This is a genomic window from Clostridium sp. L2-50 (assembly GCF_000154245.1).
GTDB lineage: Bacteria > Bacillota > Clostridia > Lachnospirales > Lachnospiraceae > Coprococcus.
This window is the reverse complement of the sequence record NZ_DS480318.1, coordinates 1-19,364: the sequence shown is the minus strand read 5'-3', so window position 1 is coordinate 19,364 and position 19,364 is coordinate 1. Positions and strand designations below refer to the sequence as shown.

Annotated in this window: 21 protein-coding genes and 6 tRNA genes; 5 read left to right on the top strand and 22 right to left on the bottom strand. The window is 40.7% G+C overall.

The annotated features are described in order from the left end of the window. Positions 1-26 precede the first annotated feature (26 nt). Entirely contained in the window at positions 27-215 is a 189-nt protein-coding gene (locus CLOL250_RS05505; protein WP_008401239.1) for a hypothetical protein, read from the bottom strand. A 259-nt stretch (positions 216-474) separates the two neighbouring features. Here CLOL250_RS05505 and CLOL250_RS05500 point away from each other — a divergent pair, with 259 nt between their 5' ends. From CLOL250_RS05500 to CLOL250_RS14135, 3 genes are all read left to right on the top strand, one after another. Further along, positions 475-1,776: an HlyC/CorC family transporter gene (locus CLOL250_RS05500; RefSeq protein ID WP_008401237.1), complete on the top strand. Its 1,302-nt coding sequence runs from the start codon at positions 475-477 to the stop codon at positions 1,774-1,776. Positions 1,777-2,013: 237 nt separating this feature from the next. Continuing rightward, positions 2,014-2,736: a DUF1836 domain-containing protein gene (locus tag CLOL250_RS05495; protein ID WP_008401236.1), complete on the top strand. Its 723-nt coding sequence runs from the start codon at positions 2,014-2,016 to the stop codon at positions 2,734-2,736. A gap of 122 nt (positions 2,737-2,858) precedes the next feature. After that, a complete protein-coding gene (locus CLOL250_RS14135) occupies positions 2,859-3,008 on the top strand; it encodes a hypothetical protein (protein ID WP_274922244.1) in 150 nt (49 codons plus the stop codon). A gap of 507 nt (positions 3,009-3,515) precedes the next feature. Here CLOL250_RS14135 and CLOL250_RS14390 read toward each other — a convergent pair. The 3 genes from CLOL250_RS14390 to CLOL250_RS05485 form a co-directional block, all read right to left on the bottom strand. Beyond that, positions 3,516-3,707 carry a substrate-binding domain-containing protein gene (locus CLOL250_RS14390; protein ID WP_084770662.1) on the bottom strand — a complete coding sequence of 64 codons (192 nt, stop codon included), beginning with the start codon at positions 3,705-3,707 and terminating at the stop codon, positions 3,516-3,518. Next, positions 3,708-4,196 carry a substrate-binding domain-containing protein gene (locus tag CLOL250_RS05490; RefSeq protein WP_008401234.1) on the bottom strand — a complete coding sequence of 163 codons (489 nt, stop codon included), beginning with the start codon at positions 4,194-4,196 and terminating at the stop codon, positions 3,708-3,710. 99 nt (positions 4,197-4,295) lie between these two features. Beyond that, the gene (locus tag CLOL250_RS05485; RefSeq protein ID WP_008401233.1) at positions 4,296-5,300 is read right to left on the bottom strand and encodes a LacI family DNA-binding transcriptional regulator; all 1,005 of its coding nucleotides are present in this window, start codon (positions 5,298-5,300) and stop codon (positions 4,296-4,298) included. 267 nt (positions 5,301-5,567) lie between these two features. Between CLOL250_RS05485 and CLOL250_RS05480 the strand changes: the two genes are divergently transcribed. Further along, entirely contained in the window at positions 5,568-6,848 is a 1,281-nt protein-coding gene (locus CLOL250_RS05480; RefSeq protein ID WP_044945231.1) for a galactokinase, read from the top strand. 267 nt (positions 6,849-7,115) lie between these two features. Next, positions 7,116-8,603 (top strand): UDP-glucose--hexose-1-phosphate uridylyltransferase, encoded by a 1,488-nt coding sequence (gene galT, locus CLOL250_RS05475; protein ID WP_008401231.1) that lies wholly within the window; start codon positions 7,116-7,118, stop codon positions 8,601-8,603. Between the two features lie 386 nt (positions 8,604-8,989). On the opposite strand, the gene CLOL250_RS05470 is transcribed toward galT, so the two are convergent. The 18 genes from CLOL250_RS05470 to CLOL250_RS05390 all read right to left on the bottom strand — a co-directional run bounded on the left by CLOL250_RS05470 (position 8,990) and on the right by CLOL250_RS05390 (position 19,230). Then, positions 8,990-9,301 (bottom strand): YerC/YecD family TrpR-related protein, encoded by a 312-nt coding sequence (locus CLOL250_RS05470; RefSeq protein ID WP_008401229.1) that lies wholly within the window; start codon positions 9,299-9,301, stop codon positions 8,990-8,992. Between the two features lie 102 nt (positions 9,302-9,403). Then, complete coding sequence (locus tag CLOL250_RS05465) at positions 9,404-10,870, bottom strand: alpha-amylase (RefSeq protein WP_008401228.1); 1,467 nt, start codon at positions 10,868-10,870, stop codon at positions 9,404-9,406. Between the two features lie 41 nt (positions 10,871-10,911). After that, the gene (locus CLOL250_RS05460) at positions 10,912-12,129 is read right to left on the bottom strand and encodes an LL-diaminopimelate aminotransferase (RefSeq protein WP_008401227.1); all 1,218 of its coding nucleotides are present in this window, start codon (positions 12,127-12,129) and stop codon (positions 10,912-10,914) included. A gap of 11 nt (positions 12,130-12,140) precedes the next feature. Then, positions 12,141-12,977, bottom strand: coding sequence for a diaminopimelate epimerase (dapF, locus tag CLOL250_RS05455; protein WP_008401226.1), 837 nt, complete (start codon positions 12,975-12,977; stop codon positions 12,141-12,143). 12 nt (positions 12,978-12,989) lie between these two features. Beyond that, positions 12,990-13,541: an ANTAR domain-containing response regulator gene (locus tag CLOL250_RS05450; RefSeq protein WP_008401225.1), complete on the bottom strand. Its 552-nt coding sequence runs from the start codon at positions 13,539-13,541 to the stop codon at positions 12,990-12,992. A gap of 150 nt (positions 13,542-13,691) precedes the next feature. Continuing rightward, complete coding sequence (gene glnA, locus CLOL250_RS05445; protein ID WP_008401224.1) at positions 13,692-15,023, bottom strand: type I glutamate--ammonia ligase; 1,332 nt, start codon at positions 15,021-15,023, stop codon at positions 13,692-13,694. A gap of 219 nt (positions 15,024-15,242) precedes the next feature. Further along, positions 15,243-16,055 carry an ABC transporter permease gene (locus CLOL250_RS05440; RefSeq protein ID WP_008401223.1) on the bottom strand — a complete coding sequence of 271 codons (813 nt, stop codon included), beginning with the start codon at positions 16,053-16,055 and terminating at the stop codon, positions 15,243-15,245. Between the two features lie 174 nt (positions 16,056-16,229). Then, the gene (locus tag CLOL250_RS05435; protein WP_008401222.1) at positions 16,230-16,982 is read right to left on the bottom strand and encodes an ABC transporter ATP-binding protein; all 753 of its coding nucleotides are present in this window, start codon (positions 16,980-16,982) and stop codon (positions 16,230-16,232) included. A gap of 259 nt (positions 16,983-17,241) precedes the next feature. Beyond that, positions 17,242-17,505 (bottom strand): 30S ribosomal protein S18, encoded by a 264-nt coding sequence (gene rpsR, locus CLOL250_RS05430; RefSeq protein WP_008401221.1) that lies wholly within the window; start codon positions 17,503-17,505, stop codon positions 17,242-17,244. Between the two features lie 17 nt (positions 17,506-17,522). Continuing rightward, positions 17,523-17,963, bottom strand: a complete 441-nt coding sequence (locus tag CLOL250_RS05425; RefSeq protein WP_008401219.1) for a single-stranded DNA-binding protein — start codon at positions 17,961-17,963, stop codon at positions 17,523-17,525. Between the two features lie 15 nt (positions 17,964-17,978). Next, positions 17,979-18,269: a 30S ribosomal protein S6 gene (gene rpsF, locus CLOL250_RS05420; protein ID WP_008401218.1), complete on the bottom strand. Its 291-nt coding sequence runs from the start codon at positions 18,267-18,269 to the stop codon at positions 17,979-17,981. A 155-nt stretch (positions 18,270-18,424) separates the two neighbouring features. Beyond that, a complete protein-coding gene (locus CLOL250_RS13540; protein WP_008401217.1) occupies positions 18,425-18,601 on the bottom strand; it encodes a DUF951 domain-containing protein in 177 nt (58 codons plus the stop codon). Positions 18,602-18,706: 105 nt separating this feature from the next. Then, positions 18,707-18,779, bottom strand: a tRNA-Phe gene (locus CLOL250_RS05415). Between the two features lie 14 nt (positions 18,780-18,793). After that, a tRNA-Met gene (locus CLOL250_RS05410) sits at positions 18,794-18,867 on the bottom strand. Positions 18,868-18,885: 18 nt separating this feature from the next. Beyond that, positions 18,886-18,967 (bottom strand) — tRNA-Tyr (locus CLOL250_RS05405). A 21-nt stretch (positions 18,968-18,988) separates the two neighbouring features. Continuing rightward, positions 18,989-19,061 (bottom strand) — tRNA-Thr (locus CLOL250_RS05400). Between the two features lie 13 nt (positions 19,062-19,074). Further along, positions 19,075-19,146: transfer RNA gene (locus CLOL250_RS05395), tRNA-Glu, on the bottom strand. Positions 19,147-19,158: 12 nt separating this feature from the next. Continuing rightward, positions 19,159-19,230: transfer RNA gene (locus CLOL250_RS05390), tRNA-Asn, on the bottom strand. Positions 19,231-19,364 lie beyond the last annotated feature (134 nt).

The window sequence follows — 19,364 nt, the reverse complement described above, 5'->3', positions numbered from 1 at the left end:
GTGAACCCTTCTGTTTTGTTTTCCTGTTATTTCAGATTCTTTACAATCGGATCATAAAGATCTAATTTGCAATGTTTGTCCTTACTGAAATGGGAACAGTTTAAGCAGCTCTTTTCACCATCCGCTTTGTTGGTCATGCTGTTGCAATGGCATGTCTTTTCATAAGCACTGCAACGTTCTGCTACCTCATGATAGGTTTCTGTTGAACTTCTCATCGTTCTTACCTCCTTGACATTTGTCAGTCTTTATCGCAGATTTCATAGATCCGGTCATGCAACAACAACATCAGGCAATGGTATCTGCATAACTGTCTATTATCATCTACATGCATTAGTATCTGCATCTTCTCCTTCATTTATTCCGAACACTACCGGATAGTCTAATGTTTATATAAAACCACCATTTCTTAGTCGTTCTGTTCTTGACAAGCTTTTCTCTATTCTGTACAATCAAAAGCAAAAATATTTTTAGGAGATGATTTTTTTGCACCCCAGTACAATTATCCAGTTAATTACAATTATTCTATTAATCCTGTTATCGGCATTCTTTTCTTCTGCCGAAACAGCTCTTACAACTGTCAATAAATTCACCCTGCGTTCAATGGCTGATAGCGGGAACAAACGTGCTGCCCGAGTTCTTAAACTGATCTCTAACAGCGACAAACTGATCAGCACAATATTAATAGGTAATAACATCGTGAATATTTCAGCTTCCGCTCTTGCAACAACACTTACCACTAATTTATTCGGAAGCAAGGCAGTCGGAATCGCAACCGGAATCCTCACCCTTTTGATCCTGTTATTTGGTGAGATCACACCGAAAACGCTTGCCCAAAATAACAGTGTTAAAATGTCAATACTTTATGTGGACGTCGTACAGTTTCTGGTATATATCTTTACCCCATTTGTATTCATCATAAACAAGATCTCTCATGTTATTTTCTGGATCTTACATATGGATACAAACGAAAGTGCCAAATCCATTACCGAAGATGAACTGATCACCATGGTAAACGTCAGTGAGGAAGAAGGTGTCATCGAGAACAAGGAAAAGGAAATGATCACAAACGTAGTGGACTTCGGAGATTCCCGTGTTCGTGATATTATGATTCCCCGTACCGATGTGACCATGGTTCCTGTTACCGCTACTTATGATGAACTGCTGAAGCAGTATATGGAGGTTCCTTACACCAGACTTCCTGTTTATAAGGATTCTCGTGATAATGTCATCGGCATCCTGCATGTAAAAGATCTGTTCTTTTATAAAGCAACCCATGACATCAACAATTTTGACGTAACAAACATCGTCCGCGAACCATTCTATGTTTATGAATTTCAAAAAACAAATGATCTTTTGGCAAACATGAAATCCAGTTCAAATTCCATCGGTATCGTGCTGGATGAATATGGCGTCTGTGTTGGTCTGATCTCTATGGAGGACTTGATCGAAGAAATAATCGGTGATATCAAGGATGAATACGATGATGCAGAGCATAATAATATTGTGAAAATAGATGATACACATTACAGCATTGATGGCGGAATCAAATTAGACGACCTGAACGATGCGCTGGATCTGGATATCGAATCTGAAGATTATGATTCTATCGGTGGTTATATCATTCAGTTATTAGATCACCTTCCATCCGTTGGAGATACAGCATCTGATGGTGTGATATCCTGCAAGGTAACAAAATTAGATAAAAATCGTGTTTCACGAGTTCTGCTCGAAATTCTACCAAAGCCGAATACTGATATTGATAGCAACAACGAATAATCCAATCTGTTCTTAAAAACTGCCATCTAAAAAGAGCATCATAACATAGACACACATACGTCTGTTCAGTTTGAGTTTTTAATTTTAAAAATTCTGTCAAAATGCTTGTGTTGTGATTTTTATTCCTATATAATAGAATACTAAGGTTATAAAGTCCTGTATTTCATATCGTTTACATGAAAGCAGGACTTTCCTATAGAATTCATACAGATTTGGTTATGTTTGGGAGAGATTCTAATGAATAAAAATATTACTCGCAGAAAAAAATTATTACAGATTGCAACTTCTCTGAGTTACATCGATCCGGATGATATACCTGAGATCGATCTGTATATGGATCAGTTAACAACCTTTATGGAGGATAAGCTGAACGCTAATAAACGAAGTGACGATGACAAGACCATGACAAAGACCATGATCAATAATTATACGAAAAACAACCTTCTCCCGCCACCCGACAAGAAGCGTTACTCCAAGGATCATCTGATCATGCTGTTGTATATTTACTACCTCAAGAACTTTGTAAGTATCACTGATATTCAGACACTTCTTGCCCCGATGAATAACAACGACTGCTATAACGGTGAATCACCGGTCAACATCGAAGAGGTCTACCGCAAATTATTCAATTACGAGATCGATAACTATAATGACATAATCAAAAGCATCTTATCCACCTATGATAAGGCATCCGATATGTATGATCCGGAAACAGACGCTTATCTTCACGATATGTGTATGGTCTCTATGTTGTCCGTTGATGTCTATGTTAAGAAGAAGTGCATCGAGCACCTGATTGATGACATGCATTCCGTTCAGGAACAGACATTAAAGAAAAATGAACAAAAAATAAAAAACACAGAGAAAGCAAAAGCTGCAGAGAAAGCCGCCACAGCCGGAAAGACAAAAGCAAACGATACATCTGTCAGCTTCAAGTCAACTAATAAAAAGATAAAATAAAACTTTCAGATTGTACTATAAAGAAATACAGCAAGCCACGCTTGCTGTATTTCTTTATAACTAAAATGAATGAAAAAAGGCTCTGTTGCATCTGTCCAAGTGTCTTTGCAGGATCCCAGTAATTGTTACCAACACGCTGTGGTGTAGCATATGCTGCCTGTGCTGCAAGTGCTGCGATAGCCGGATCTGCCTGTACTACATCTGAATTTGATGCTTCGATGTTAGATGGTCCAAGGCCTCTTGCTTCATATCTTGCTATCTGTGAATCATAGCATGTTTATACATTTTGATCAGTTTTTTAACCTATTTTTATGTGCTATATTACAAATACATCTATCTATTCAAACAGATAGTTGCGTGTTTTTAATAGTTTTTTCCAAAATATGGTGCAACAGTTTGCGCAAGTAGCAAATAAGTCTCTCTTTCTGAGAAATACTTAACTAATATAAGCCCGGCTACCTGTCTGATTATATAAAAAGCAATAACATTCATGCAGTTTCGTAATGAGATGCACTCTAACCGTCAGCGCCAAGCCCATGTCTGAACCCGCAGGGTGAGTTTGGGCGACTGCTGATAAATAGGTGAGTGTATCGAATAGAAACGAAATGAGTCATGCGTTTATATAATCAGACAGGAAGCCGGACTTATATCATTCTAACCCAACACAAAAGAGAGCCTTATCATCAGCTTAATAAGGCTCTCTTTAAAGGAGGGGGGTATTTATGTTCACGTTAAAACCTCAAGGTTTCAACGGTTTGCATACATTCTATATGCCTGATCTATTGCGTAGATCCTTTCAGTGTCACTTCATATCCTAATAAAATCCGGTCTGCGATATCTTCACCTTCGATCATCCGAAATAGTGTCTCTCCGGCTGTTTTACCAAGTTCTTTTGGGTCATACTGTAATGATGTGATCGCTGGGCGGTTATTTTCAAACAGGGCGCTGTTATAAAAAGAAGCAACCTTAATCTATTTCGGAACAGATATGTCTTCTTTTCTAAGCTTGTCCAGCACCCAGTTACAGATACCATCATCCATGCAGACAATACAGTCGACCATGTGGCGCATACTGTCTTCTACTGCCATCTCGACATTTGATCTGTCAACGCAATCCATATATACTTTCATATCTTCTATCATAAGTCCGGCACCGGTAATACCTTGTTCAAAGCCTTCTCGCCTTGTCCGGTTGACTACATGATTGCTGTCCCCACCAATCAATGCAAATTTCTTCATTCCCTTCATAATGAGAATGGAGGTTAATTCCCGGCAGGCTGCGATATGATCGTTATCGATCTGCGCAACATTCGGTTCTTCCGTGCTTCCAATCGCTACAAATGGAAGATCCGTCTGTTTTAAATATTTGATTCTATCATCCCGGATCAGTGTCCGTCCAAGAATCAATCCATCAATCTTATGATTTTCAACTGCTCTCTGTAGTTGTGACATATCATCCATTGTATTCACTTGTTCTCTCTTAGTGTAGCGCAATGTTTTGCGCAACTCTTGTATTTAAACAAGCAACTTTTGCGCAATTTATCAATCATTTTTTAAATTTTATTTTTCTGTGTATTCCATACAGGATTCCCTGACGATGAGATTACATGGGATCTCAGCCTTTAACGGAGTACGGATACTAAGGTTTGATGCAGCGTAGATCAGGTTTGCTCCATGCTGTCCCATATCATATGCCGGAGCATTTACCGTTGTAAGTGCAGGAACTGTATACTCACTAAGCTCTGTATTATTAAAGCCAACAAGTGAAATATCCTCCGGCACTTCCATATCCGCTTCCTTGAATGCCTTTAATGCTCCTACCGCAAGTGCATCACTGGCTGCAAAGATTGCACTTGGACGTTCGTCAGATCCTGCTATCACTTTTCCCATCTCATAACCGGAGAATGTATTGAAGTTTCCCTCATACAGATATTTCTCGTATGGAAGATCCTTTTCTTTCATATATGCAATGTATTCTTCCAGTCTTGGATCAACCAGAAGCTCATGATTTCCCACATACTCTTTACCACCCATAAATCCAATCTTGCGATGTCCCAGATGGTACAGATAATCAAGCACATCCCTTACTGCCTGTTTAAAGTCCATCGTTAGGGAAGTAATATTATAATGCTCCACCTTCATATCCAGAAATACAATATTACTGCATATCTCTATAAATGATTTTACTTCCTCCTGCGCAAACTTACCCAGGCAGATAATTCCATCACAACCACGCAGCATGTCCAGATAGTTGCTGTCATTCCGAAATACCCGAACCAGTTCAATCGACTGGCTGATACAGAAATCCTCGATTCCCTTTCTTGCGGACAGATAATAGCTATCTTTCATCTCATCTTCTGCAGAGAACCAAAGCACAAGCCCAAGCTGGAATGATTTCTTTAATCTGGCTGACTTTTTCTTTGTATAATGCAATTCTTTCGCTGCCCGAAGGACTCTTTCCTTTGTCTCCGGTAAAACATTTAATGTCGGATCATCGTTCAAAATTCTTGAAACTGTAGCCGGTGACACATTTGCCCATCTCGCAATATCCTTGATTGTCGTCATAATATACCTCTTTACTCCATATTTATTGGATAAATTTACTATATTTTTACCAACCTAGTGTAACAGATTTTTTTTTATTTTTCAATTACTTTTTCAGTAAATCTTTACTAAAGTATTGTTGACATTTTACTAAACATATGTTATCCTGTCACTATAAAGAACAAACAGACTTAGAAAAACAGACACATCTGTACAAGTAAACACACATTTACGCACCGTACAGATATAAGCACATCAATTATCATGTATGATCAGGAGGATAAACATATGAAACATGCATCTGAACTAATAAAAGACTTTGAATCAGAACAGTACAATGAATTATTAACCGATATCTATGTCGATGAGCATCTGCTCGCTTATCAGAATGGCAGATATATCGCCGCTCTTCAGGAATTCATCAAAGATTTCGGAGACACAGAGGTATCTATCTTCTCCGCTCCGGGCAGAAGTGAAGTAGGTGGAAATCATACTGATCATCAGCACGGTCAGGTACTTGCCGCATCTATCAATCTGGATGCGATTGCCATCGTTGCAAAGACTTCCGATGATAAGATCCAGGTTATCTCAGACGGATATGATCTCATTACAATCGACACATCCGACCTCTCTCTTGTAGAAAGTGAAAAAGAAACAACAATGGCTCTGATCAAGGGTGTTGCTGCCGGATTAAAGGAACGCGGACACGCTGTTGGCGGCTTCAAAGCATATATCACCAGTGATGTACTGATCGGTGCCGGTCTTTCATCTTCTGCAGCATTCGAAACAATCATCGGAACCATCCTGTCGGGACTTTATAATAATGGTTCCGTATCTGCAATCGAGATTGCGATCATCGGCCAGTATGCAGAAAATGTATACTTCGGAAAGCCTTGCGGTCTGATGGATCAGATGGCATCTTCCGTCGGAAATCTTGTACATATCGACTTTGCAGATCCGGCCGATCCTATTGTTGAAAAGATCGACTTTGATATGGCAAAGAGCGGTTACAGTCTCTGTATCACTGATACAAAGGGCTCCCATGTAGATCTGACTGCTGACTATGCTGCAGTTCCTGCCGAGATGTGTGCCGTTGCGGAGATGCTTGGCAAACCGGTATTAAACGAATTAAGTGAACAGGATATCATCGACCACATGACTGATATCCGCACCAAACTCGGCGACCGTTACCTGCTTCGTGCCCTTCACTATTTTGAAGAAGTAAAACGGGTAGAAATTCAGGCTGCTTCCCTGAAAAAAGGTGATATGCCGGCATTTCTCGCGGCTGTTAAAGCATCCGGCGATTCTTCTTTCAAATATTTGCAGAACGTATATACAAATAAAGACATTCAGGCTCAGAATGTATCTGTTGCTCTGGCTGTCAGTGATATCACACTTGGAAGCCACGGAGTAAGCCGTGTTCACGGCGGTGGTTTTGCCGGAACCATTCAGGCATTTGTAGAAAATGACACTGTTGAAACTTATCGTCAGGCTATGGATCATGTATTTGGCGAAGGCTCCTGTCATGTACTGAAGATCCGCAAATACGGCGGTATGCAGGTACTGTAAAACAGACGACATGATATAATGAACGCAAAATTACTTGCTTGCAAGGGGCTGATTTTGCGGAATGCATTGAGTGAGCTAAGCTCACGATATAATGAACGCAAAATCACTTGCTTGCAAGAGGGCTGATTTTGCGGAATGCATAGAATGTGCGAAGCACATGATATAATGAACGCAAAATTATTTGCTCGCAAGGATGCTGATTTTGCGGAATGCATTGAGTGAGCTATGCTCACGATATAATAACAAATTTTATGGGAGGTTACGATTATGATAGAAACATATATCAAAGAATTAGTTACTTATGGTTTAAATAAAGGACTCGTAGATCCCGCAGACGAAATATATGTTACAAACCGTCTGTTAGAGTTATTCGACATTCAGGAATACACCGAACCGGCCGAGATCCCATCCCGTCCGCTCGTTGATATCCTAAACGATATGTTAGATTATGCATACCGGCATAAACTGATGGAGGATGACACGATCACAAACCGTGATCTTTTCGATACAAAGATCATGGGTATGCTCACTCCTGCTCCATCCGTTGTACGGAAAATATTTGCTGATAAATATGCTGTATCCCCAAAGAAAGCAACGGATTATTATTATGCTTTCAGCAAGGCTACAAACTATATTCGTGAAGACCGTATCGCAAAGGATGAAAAATGGGTTACGGAAACGGAATACGGTCCGATCGATATTACGATCAATCTGTCCAAGCCGGAGAAGGATCCAAGAGATATCGCAAAAGCCGGAAAGGCAAAGAAATCCGGTTATCCAGCCTGTCTGCTCTGCCGTGAAAACGAAGGCTATGCCGGACATTTCTCACATCCTGCAAGGCAGAATCACAGAATCATGCCTATCACCTTAGATGGACAGGCATATTTTTTACAGTACTCCCCTTATGTATACTATAACGAGCACTGTATCATCTTTAATGCTAACCATACTCCAATGAAGATCGACCATGCCGCATTCGTGAAGCTGCTTGATTTTGTCCGACTGTTTCCTCACTATACAGCCGGATCCAATGCCGATCTTCCGATCGTTGGCGGTTCCATTTTAAGCCATGACCATTTTCAGGGTGGCGGCTATACATTTGCAATGGCAAAGGCTCCATATGAATCAAACTTTACCTTACCTGGTTACGAAGACCTGACAGCCGGTATCGTCAAATGGCCTATGTCTGTTATCCGTCTTCAGGGTTCCGATCCTGCACGTATCGCAGATGCAGCAGATCACATCCTGACAGCATGGAGAAATTATACGGACGAAGCTGCTTATATCTACGCTTACACAGATGATACTCCACATAACACAATTACTCCTATCGCAAGAATGCATGGAGATCTGTTTGAACTGGATCTGGTACTTCGTAACAATATCACAACCGAAGAATGTCCGATGGGACTCTACCATCCACATAGCCAGTATCATCATATTAAAAAAGAAAACATCGGTCTGATCGAGGTTATGGGTCTGGCTGTTCTTCCTGCAAGATTAAAAGGCGAAATGGCAGAGCTTGAGGATGCAATATTAAACCACAAGGACATCCGCGCAAATGAAACCATCGAAAAACATGCAGATTGGGTAGATGAATGGATCGGAGCTTATGACATTACTCAGGAAAATATCCATGGAATCATCCAGAACGAGATCGGCAAGGTATTCTCAAAAGTTCTGGAATGCTCCGGTGTATACAAAAATACCACAGAAGGCAGAGAAGCATTCATGCGCTTTATAAATACCCTTTAAATCCTGCTCCGCTTCCTAATACCAAATATATATGGGATTTTCTTCCCGCATGGTCGGGCAGACCAATGTCTGTCCGATCAATTTTATGTCTGCGCAGGCACTACGGCAAACAGGAGTACTGTGTAAATGACTCGTTTCGATTTCTATAAACTGCATATATCTGATTCGCAAATATTCCTGTGCTAACTCGCCTGACGGCTCAAACAAGCACCCATATTTGCTGATATATGCAATTTATTACGAAATCTTCGCTTGATGTCATTTGGCACAGTACTCCTGTTTGCCGTAGTGCCTGCGCAGACATAGGTTGGTCGTAGGACAAACAAAATCCTCCGGGAACGGATCGTCTTGATCCATTCCCGGAGGATTTCCTGTTTTATATGTTGTTATTCCGAATCTTTCTTCTCTTTATCCAGATTCATTCTGCTGAATACAAGTTCATAACCATCTTTACCATAATTAAGAGATCTGTTTACTCTGCTGATCGTTGCTGTCGATGCGCCGGTCTTCTCGGCAACTTCCAGATAAGTATTATCCTCTTTTAACATCTTCGCAACCGCAAATCTCTGGGCTATGGACAACAATTCATTTACCGTACAAACATCTTCAAAGAAATTAAAACATTCCTCCTCTGTCTCCAATGTCAGTATTGCTTCAAACAGATCACGGACTGCTTCTGTATGCACTGTCTTTCCCATAACTCATACTCCTTTGCCACTCTTATGCTGTGAAAATCCGGATCATCCTCAGACTTTCATGCACTTTTACAATCTAAAGTATTAATATGATAACTCAATTTCTTATAATTTGCAATCTTTTTTGATCCAGACCGCAAGTCCCTGACGGTTTACATAGAATTCGCCACAGCCTTCTTCATCGATACGGATATCATACTTTGCATTTCCCATTACATCTGCGAAATGGCAGCCTGCGAACTGTCTGCCGACATACATACGCTTTGTTCCGCCGGTCCCATCTGACATAATAACTGCCAGACCGGAATTCTCATGCTCTGCATCTCCTTCTCTGGTGAAGCCGACAACATCCGGATGATCAAAGTAGTCATGCTGTGTTCCGTATGCATATTTCTTACGAAGCTTTAACAGCTTGTTCATAACCGTCTTTCTGGACTTGATCTTAGCCGCAGGAATGCCTTCATAATCACCCATGAACATACAAGGATATCCCTGTTCTCTTAATAAGATAATCGCATATGCCAGTGGTTTAAACCACTCTGCTACAGCAGATTCCAGCACACCGCCCGGCTGTGATTCATGATTCTCTACAAATGTAACTGCCTTTGCAGGATTGCTCATCATCATGGAACCATCCAGTAACCGGCTCAGATCATATTCTCCTTCTGCAACTGATGCATCATGGAAACTGAAATGCAGCGGCACATCAAACATAGATGGCTGATTGTCCGCAGACGCAATGTAATCATTGATATAGTCACATCTCCAGTGCCAGAAGTCTCCTACCGTAAAGATCTCTTTTTCTTCTTCTCCGGCATTCGAAGCAGCTTCTGCAAAGTCTCTGATGAACCATCCCGGAACCTTCTCTGCTTCCTGAAAACGGAATCCGTCCACTCCGGTCACATCCTCATACCACTTTGCCCATGTCATTAATTCATCATATACTTCCTGATTATACAGATCAAGTTCACTGCCAATGATGTAATCATACTTGCTGAGTTTATATTTCTTCTCCGCTTCTTCCTCTGTCATACCTGACAGCTCGCAGACACGTTTCTTAAAATCATCCTGTTGCCAGTCAATTCCGGCAAAATGATTCCAATTCCATTTGAACTTAGAATACTTACTTCTTCTGCCCGCGAAGGTGAACTTCGACAAGGCTCCTACTATCTTTTTATTACCGATCATCTGTGGAATATCCTTGGCATTAAAATCCGCTGCCGTAACCTTCTCCACAGAATCTGCACCTAACTTCTGTCTGACTGCAATATCTGCATATACATTGATTCCCTGTGCCTTCATCGCGTCAATTGCTTCCAGATATTCTTTCTTTGTACCATATCTGGTTCCAACCGACCCTTTCTGGTTAAATTCCCCCAGATCATACAGATCATATGGCGCATAACCCATATCTTCTTTTCCCGCTGCCCCTTTAGTTGCAGGCGGAAACCATACTGCTGTTGCACCGATTTTCTTCAATGTCACTGCATCTTTTGCTGCTTTTGCCCATAATGTCTGATCAGCAGGTGTATTTGCATTAAAATACTGCACTAACAGCCCATTATCTTTCATCTTGCTACCTCCACAATTATATAGTTAATTGCACCCCGCTATTATAACGCTTTAATTCTCTCGATCGCTTCTACTGTATTCTCATATGTACCAAATGCTGTCAGTCTGAAATACCCTTCACCGCTCGGTCCAAAGCCTGATCCCGGTGTACCTACGACATTTGCATTTGCAAGCAGATAATCAAAGAACTCCCATGAAGTCATCTTATCCGGTGTCTTTAACCAGATATATGGTGCATTCACGCCACCGGATACAGAATAGCCTGCTGCCTTTAATCCATCATAGATCACCTTGGCATTATTCATATAATATGCGATCTGTGCCTTTGTCTGTGCCTTACCTTCTTCTGAATATACAGCTTCTCCTGCTGCCTGAACAATATATGGAGCACCATTGAACTTGGTTCCATGTCTTCTTGCCCATAAACCATGAAGTGCAACACCATTTGCATCCTTCAGATCCTTTGGCACAACTGTAAATCCAAGACGAGTTCCGGTAAATCCTGCATTCTTCGAAAAGCTTCGAAGCTCGATCGCACAGGTTCTTGCACCTTCACACTCGTAGATGGAATGTGGTACATCGTCTTCGCTGATATATGCTTCGTATGCTGCATCATAAATGATCACAGCTCCGATCTTATTTGCGTAGTCAACCCATTCCTGAAGCTGTGCTTTGCTGATGGTTGCTCCTGTCGGATTATTTGGGAAACACAGATAGATAATGTCCGGCTCCTCCTTCGGGAATTCCGGTGCAAATCCATTCTCCTCCAGACAAGGCATATAGATCACATCGCTCCAGAGTCCGGTCTCTTTATCATAAGTTCCGGTTCTGCCTGCCATTACATTTGAATCTACATAAACAGGATAAACAGGATCACATACAGCAATCTTGCTTTCCGGTGCAAAAATCTCCTGAATATTTGCAGAATCACTCTTTGCACCATCACTTACAAAGATCTCATCAGCAGAAATATCAACTCCATGGTCAATATAGTCATTCTTTACGATGGTATTTCTTAAGAATTCATATCCAAGATCCGGTGCATAACCCTTAAATGTCTCTGCTACCGCCATCTCATCTACAGCCGAATGAAGTCTCTCAATAATAGCAGGAGCAAGCGGCTGTGTTACATCTCCAATGCTCAAACGGATGATCTTCTTATCAGGATGTGCCGCACTGTACTCTCTCTGTTTCTTTGCTACTGTTGAAAATAAATAACTTCCCGGAAGCTTCAGATAATTCTCATTTGCCTTAAACATGTCATTTCCTCCTAAAATCTGTCAGTCTCGCCGTCAAAAACTACCCTGGCAGGACCTGTCATGTATACTTTATTGTTCTCTCTATCAAAGCGGATGATCAGATCGCCGCCTAATAATTTTACGGTTACCTCATCATCTGTCTTGCCATTTAATACACATGCAACGGCTGTTGCACATGCTCCGGTTCCGCATGCCAGTGTCTCTCCGGTTCCTCTCTCCCATACACGCATCTTTACAGTATGACGGTCGATCACCTGAACAAACTCCGCATTCACACGGTTCGGAAATACTTCATGATGCTCGAATAACGGACCAGCTTCCTCCAACGGGAAATGTTCTGTATCGTCTACGAACATAACTGCATGTGGATTTCCCATGGATACACAGGTCATATGATAATCCACACCTGCTACTGTGATCTTCTCATCAATCACCTGCTCTTTATCTGAACGCACAGGCACCTGATCTGCCTTGAGGATCGGTGCACCCATGTCAACTGTTACCATATCAACCTTGCCGTCCTTTATCACAAAATCCAGATATTTGATTCCGGCAAGTGTCTCTACAGATATCGACGTCTTATCGGTAAGTCCATAGTCATATACATACTTTCCTACACAACGGATACCATTTCCACACATCTCAGATCTGGAACCGTCTGCATTATACATATCCATTGTAAAATCTGCTTTATCGGATGGCTTAATCAGGATCACTCCATCACTTCCAACACCAAAATGCCGGTCACTCATGGCAATCGCCAGTTTCTCAGGATTTTCTACCTTCTCTGAAAAACAATTTATGTACACATAATCGTTTCCAAGACCTTCCATCTTTGTAAACTTCATATTCGTGCCTCCTTAAAACAGTGCTGTATGTTCCAGTATCATATATGCCATTTCAACAATATTGATACCATTATCCATGCTCTTTTTCTGCAGATACCGATGAGCGCCCTGCTCATCAAATCCATTATCATCCATTAATTTCAGTTTTGCAGCCTTAATTACCTTTTTTTCTTCTTCTGTACGTTCCTTTGGTTTTGTCTTGCGTTTCTTACGCTCCCACAGAATATTTTCAACCATCAGTGAAACAGTATTGATAAAATCCTGTGTACGAAGTGGCATCGGCAGGCATGTAATTCCACTTTCTCTACACGCCTCGTAATGCACACGAGATGCAATCACAAGCATATCAAAATAATCCGGTATATTTGCCGCCAGCTCCGAAAATAACATATCCGGATACTGGTATCCGCATATAATAAGACCATCATCACACGCATCTGCTGCCTGCGCCGCCTGTGCTCCGGTCGTACATACCTGAGTTACATTGATTCCATGTCGAACCAAAAGATTTTTTATGCTCTTTGCTTCTTCTATTTTTGCAAATAGTACAATTACATTTACCAAAACAGCAACCTCTCACCCGACCAGTTTCAGTTCCTTATATTTTCATGGAACAAATTGATTCTATAATATAGCAACACAGGCACCCATAAAATGGGTGTCTGTATTACTCCTTGTTCTTCTTCGGTTTTACTTAAACATACCGGCTTCTGATCAGACTTTGTAAAGGTAATTGCTGATCTCCCAGTCAGTGACCTGTCTGGTATATTCGTTCCACTCATCTAATTTTGCTGATGTGTAACGTGTAAAGATATGCTCACCAAGTGCTTCCTTCATGAAGTCACTGTCTCTCATACATAAAACAGCTTCTCTTAAGTTTGCCGGAAGGCTCTCGATGTGTCTTGCTTTCTTTTCTTCTCTTGTTAATTCAAAGATATTGCTGTCAACACTTGGTACAAGCGGAAGCTGTCTCTTGATTCCGTCTAATCCGGCTTTTAAGCATACAGCCATTGCCAGATATGGATTTGCTGTTGGATCCGGGCAACGAAGTTCTACTCTTGTTCCTGCTCCTCTTGCACTTGGGATACGAACCAGTGGGCTTCTGTTTTTTGCTGACCATGCAATATAAATTGGGGCTTCATAACCAGGAACCAGTCTCTTATAAGAGTTTACTAATGGGTTTGTGATTGCTGTCATCTCTCTCATATGTTCCATGATACCTGCGATGAAGTAATATGCTTCCTGGCTTAAACCAAGCTTATCATTATCATCTGCAAATATATTTTTGCCATCCTTTGATAAAGACATATTCATATGCATACCGGAACCACATACGCCATACTTTGGTTTTGGCATAAATGTAGCACACAGACCATGCTTCTTGGCAATTGTCTTAACAACGAGCTTAAATGTCTCGATGCTGTCGGCAGTCTTTAATGCCTCGCCATACTTGAAATCTATCTCATGCTGTGCAGGAGCAACCTCATGATGGGAAGCTTCAATCTCAAATCCCATCTGTTCCAGTGTCAATACCATATCTCTTCTGGCATTCTCACCGAAATCAAGTGGTCCAAGATCAAAATAGCTTGCACGCTCGTAAGTATTCGTTGTTGGTAAGCCATTCTCATCTGTCTGGAACAGGAAGAACTCACATTCTGGACCTACGTTCATCATGTAACCCATATCAGCAGCTTCCTTCAATGCTTTCTTCAGAACATATCTTGGATCACCTTCAAATGGAGTGCCATCCGGCTTATAAACATCACAGATCAGTCTGGCAACCTTACCCTGCTGTGGTCTCCAAGGGAAAGTCTCATATGTATCATAATCTGGATAGAGATACATATCGGATTCCTCGATTCTTGCAAATCCTTCAATAGAAGAACCATCAAACATAATCTTGTTATCCAGTGCTTTTTCAATCTGACTTGAAGTTATAGCAACATTCTTAAGGTCTCCAAAAATATCTGTAAACTGAAGTCTGATAAACTCTACATCATCTTCTTTTACCATCCTTAAGATATCTGCTTTCGTGTACTTACCCATAATATACTCCTTTTCATTACTTAATGTTGATATAATGCAGCGTCTGGTTATATAAAAGTATTCCACTGTTGCATTCTTTCCTGTGGACAGACTCCATCCACATTAAAGTTCTTAATAATCATAAACGCATCCCTTTATTTTGTCAACGAAAACCACACTTTATCATAAGGCTTATCGGTCAAATATCTTCACATAGCCGGCAGCGTTCATTTTCTATTTTTATCTTTTTTTCTTTGTAAATACAGTATTGCCAATAAACACCGCAAGCCCGCCATAGCCGACCGCTTCTATCAATCCTGTTATAGTTTCCCGCACAGTTGTATCTGTATGATCGATATAGGCAAACTGTTCGATTGCGGATAAGAGCCAGTACTTGCGGAGAAACACATCTCCATCAGCAAGAATCTGATCCAGACCTGTTATCACTGTTGAGAATAAAAGTACAATAATGAGATTCACCGCAACTGCCATTCCTGCATTTTTTACATTCATCGCAACTGCCATATAGATATAGGAAGAAACTACATACATAACAAGCATTAAAAGAAACACTCGGATAAATCCTGTCACATCCTCGCGTTCGATCGTTCCATGCCAGAATATCGCCCCGGCAATCAACGATACTGCTACATATAAAAGATAACTGATGCCCGCTATCACCGTTGTCTCATATAATTTACCCATATAGATCTGACATGCCTGATATCCGCGTTCCAGCATCAGCGAATAGATCCCATTCCGTTTCTCCGCCCCTATCATAATCGTGATCACAATCGCATATAAAATGGAAAGCACCTGCATCAGTGAAGCAGCAATTCCCGCACAGTCAAACAGATTTAAATCTGTAAATGCATTAAGATCCGTATCGTATCCACCTGCTGCTTCCATCAGTTCTCCGGATATAATATGTGTTGCAGCATAAAATAATCCAAATCCAACCAATACCATCCCAATGATCACAATGCATGCAATACGAAATGTCTTATTCTTCCTGATTCTGTAATTCTCTGCACGAATGATCTGATTCATCATCTGTTTCCTGCCTTTCCGTCTTACCTGTTATTTTCTGTACAGCTTGTTATTCAAATCTCTTGTTATTCAAATCTCCTGCCATTTAAACCTATTGTATTTATTTTATTATCCGAATCTACCATAGTTATTTTTTTATAATATTTGATATTCTATTTCTACACTTATGCTATTTGTTTACATTGATTTCTGGAATCGTGTAATAATATAATTCTCAACTGCTTCCTCGCTGCCTGCCTGTTGAAGCAGTTCTTCCCTTGTATATTCCATACAGATTCTGCCATGATCCATAACCAGATACCGATTGCAAAGTTTTACCAATTCGCCGATCACATGGCTGCTGATCAATATTCCGATTGACCGATTCTCATGCATTGCCAACAGACGTTCTTCCAGATCCTGCATCCCCTGTACATCCAAACCATTTAATGGCTCATCTAAGATCAAAAGCCTCGGATCACCGAGCATTGCAACCGCTATGCCAAGTCTCTGTTTCATTCCAAGTGAATACCTGCCAACCAATTTCTTTCCAGCTTCTGCAAGCCCCATCTGCTGCAACAGGCTCTCATATACCGTTTCATCCTCTACCCCAAATAATCTGCCGAAATATCGAAGATTCTCGATTCCTGACATATCGGTATATATATTCGGATTCTCAATCAGCGTTCCTACATCCTGAGTTCTTCGTTCTCCTGAAAAAATGATTTCTCCCGAATCAACCGGAATGCTTCCTGCAATCGCCCTCATCAATGTCGTTTTACCTGCTCCGTTGCCGCCCACCAGCCCAATGACATCTCCTATCCGTATAGACAATGATACATCATCCAATACTGTACATTCCTTATATTTTTTTGTAATATGATCTATCTGTACGATCTTCTCTACCATAGAGGTCTCCTTGCATTCTTTTTGTGCTATTCTCTTTTTCATATTCCTGATTATTCATTTGTTTTTTATCTAATAATATTACTATATCTTCTATATTATATAATATCTTTAATCAAAATTAAATCCCGGATGGTTCAAGACGTCAATATTTCGTTAAACGAGTCAGGCATAGATTTTCGTGTAAATACAAAATCTATGCCTTGCTTATTTAATGTAAAAAAGGATGATTGTGAATCACTTCACAACCATCCTTCATTTTTTCAGATTGTATGCACCTTACGGTGTAACCAATGAATATAGATTAATCTACTACGTATGGTAAAATTGCAATCTGTCTTGCTCTCTTAACTGCTACAGTTAAAGCTCTCTGATGCTTAGCACAGTTACCGGTAATTCTTCTAGGAAGAATCTTACCTCTTTCAGAGATGTATCTCTTTAACTTGTTTGCATCTTTATAATCGATAACAGCAGTCTTATCTGCACAGAATACACATACTTTCTTTCTTCTACGAATATTTCTTCTCTTCATTGGAGCGTCTGCTCTATCTGTCTTTGTATAAGCCATTGTATTTACCTCCTTCTTTACTTGAATGGTAAATCATCCTCTATACCTTCCGGAATACTCATAAAACCTTCTGCGCTTGCATTTGCAGGTGAAGGTCTGCCAGCTGGCTGATAACTTCCGCCATCTGATGAAGAACTTCCTTTGCTCTCAGCAAATTCCTGATCTTCGATAACAACATCTGTTGTATATACTTTGTTTCCATCTTTATTGGTATAACTGCCTGTCTGGATTCTTCCAGTAGCCACAATCTTTGTACCCTGTTTCAGATACTTTTCAGCAAATTCTGCTGAACGGCCAAAAGCAACACAGTTAATAAAATCTGCGGTCTGATCACCATTTCTGTTAAAACGTCTATCTACAGCGAGAGTGTATCTGGCAATTGCCATCTGATCATTCCCCTGAGAATATCTGATCTCTGGATCTCTTGTTAAACGACCCATTAAAATTACTTTATTCATACGGAATTCCTCCTATTACTCAGCGTCTAAACGAACGCAAAGATATCTGAGAACAGGCTCCATGATACGAACATTAGCTTCAAGCTGTGCTGGTACATCAGCTTCTGCATCGAACTGAATGAAGTAATAGTAAGCTTCGCCCATCTTCTGGATCTCATAAGCAAGCTTCTTAAGTCCGCAGTCTTCAACATTAGTGATAGTTGCATTAGCTTTCTCGATGTAAGCCTTTACTTTCTCAACTGCTGCTGTTCTAGCATCCTCATCAATCTTTGCATTAACTACTAAAGTTAACTCATACTTGTTCATGTAATTGCACCTCCTTATGGTCTCTGGCCCATATATGATATATGAGCAAGGAAATATATGATTATTAACACATCACAGAACAAAATAATATCATAAAAATTCCCGGGTTGCAAGGATTTTTTCTATTATTTCAGCATTATTTCAATACTTTTTTGCTATTCTATAAAACCTTTAAAATTCTTTTCAACCAGTTTTCTCGATACCATCACCTGATGATCACACCCTTTACATTTTAAACGAAAATCCATACCAACGCGAAGGATCTCCCATTCATTTGCACCACATGGATGCGGCTTCTTCATCTTAATTACCTGACCAACATTAAACTCCATACTGCACACTCCTTATTTATCAACATCTGAATCTGATTTTCTTTCAATCTTTTTACAGATAAAAGAAAAAGCTGAAATCGTTATGATTTCAGCTTTTCAAAGTCATGCCCAAAGCTGGAATCGAACCAGCGACACGAGGATTTTCAGTCCTCTGCTCTACCAACTGAGCTATCTGGGCATATTACATAATAGTAGCGGGGACAGGATTTGAACCTATGACCTTCGGGTTATGAGCCCGACGAGCTTCCAGACTGCTCCACCCCGCGATATAAATAAAAAAGAAATGGGCGGAGGTGGATTCGAACCACCGAAGCATTACGCAGCAGATTTACAGTCTGTCCCCTTTGGCCACTCGGGAATCCACCCATTTTTTGCTTTTCAGCAAAAAGCCGATGATCGGACTCGAACCGATAACCTGCTGATTACAAATCAGCTGCTCTGCCAATTGAGCCACATCGGCATATTAAATTAAATGACCCCAACGAGATTCGAACTCGTGTTACCGCCGTGAAAGGGCGATGTCTTAACCGCTTGACCATGGGGCCTTATAAGATTAGCTCCCCGAGTAGGGCTCGAACCTACAACCCCTCGGTTAACAGCCGAGTGCTCTACCATTGAGCTATCGAGGAATAACACCTGGTATACCACGGCGTACTCATCAAGCCTAACACAGATTCAGGTTGATGTCAATACTTTTTATTTCATGTACCTTCAGAATTTCATACAGAAAGTCTTGCGACTTCATTCTCTCCAATCTCTTTCT

Excerpts from the sequence above, each read along its gene's own strand:
- CLOL250_RS05440 (WP_008401223.1), bottom strand. The coding sequence starts at position 16,055 with ATGATGAATCAGATCATTCGTGCAGAGAATTACAGAATCAGGAAGAAT.
- rpsR (WP_008401221.1), bottom strand. The coding sequence starts at position 17,505 with ATGGCTTATACAAAGACAGATAGAGCAGACGCTCCAATGAAGAGAAGA.
- dapF (WP_008401226.1), bottom strand. The coding sequence starts at position 12,977 with ATGAAGTTTACAAAGATGGAAGGTCTTGGAAACGATTATGTGTACATA.
- CLOL250_RS05500 (WP_008401237.1), top strand. The coding sequence starts at position 475 with ATGATTTTTTTGCACCCCAGTACAATTATCCAGTTAATTACAATTATT.
- glnA (WP_008401224.1), bottom strand. The coding sequence starts at position 15,023 with ATGGGTAAGTACACGAAAGCAGATATCTTAAGGATGGTAAAAGAAGAT.
- CLOL250_RS05490 (WP_008401234.1), bottom strand. The coding sequence starts at position 4,196 with ATGGATGATATGTCACAACTACAGAGAGCAGTTGAAAATCATAAGATT.
- CLOL250_RS05470 (WP_008401229.1), bottom strand. The coding sequence starts at position 9,301 with ATGGGAAAGACAGTGCATACAGAAGCAGTCCGTGATCTGTTTGAAGCA.
- CLOL250_RS05495 (WP_008401236.1), top strand. The coding sequence starts at position 2,014 with ATGAATAAAAATATTACTCGCAGAAAAAAATTATTACAGATTGCAACT.
- CLOL250_RS05505 (WP_008401239.1), bottom strand. The coding sequence starts at position 215 with ATGAGAAGTTCAACAGAAACCTATCATGAGGTAGCAGAACGTTGCAGT.
- CLOL250_RS05465 (WP_008401228.1), bottom strand. The coding sequence starts at position 10,870 with ATGAAAGATAATGGGCTGTTAGTGCAGTATTTTAATGCAAATACACCT.
- CLOL250_RS05460 (WP_008401227.1), bottom strand. The coding sequence starts at position 12,129 with ATGTTTAAGGCAAATGAGAATTATCTGAAGCTTCCGGGAAGTTATTTA.
- galT (WP_008401231.1), top strand. The coding sequence starts at position 7,116 with ATGATAGAAACATATATCAAAGAATTAGTTACTTATGGTTTAAATAAA.
- rpsF (WP_008401218.1), bottom strand. The coding sequence starts at position 18,269 with ATGAACAAGTATGAGTTAACTTTAGTAGTTAATGCAAAGATTGATGAG.
- CLOL250_RS05425 (WP_008401219.1), bottom strand. The coding sequence starts at position 17,963 with ATGAATAAAGTAATTTTAATGGGTCGTTTAACAAGAGATCCAGAGATC.
- CLOL250_RS05480 (WP_044945231.1), top strand. The coding sequence starts at position 5,568 with ATGAAACATGCATCTGAACTAATAAAAGACTTTGAATCAGAACAGTAC.
- CLOL250_RS05485 (WP_008401233.1), bottom strand. The coding sequence starts at position 5,300 with ATGACGACAATCAAGGATATTGCGAGATGGGCAAATGTGTCACCGGCT.
- CLOL250_RS13540 (WP_008401217.1), bottom strand. The coding sequence starts at position 18,601 with ATGGAGTTTAATGTTGGTCAGGTAATTAAGATGAAGAAGCCGCATCCA.
- CLOL250_RS05435 (WP_008401222.1), bottom strand. The coding sequence starts at position 16,982 with ATGAAAAAGAGAATAGCACAAAAAGAATGCAAGGAGACCTCTATGGTA.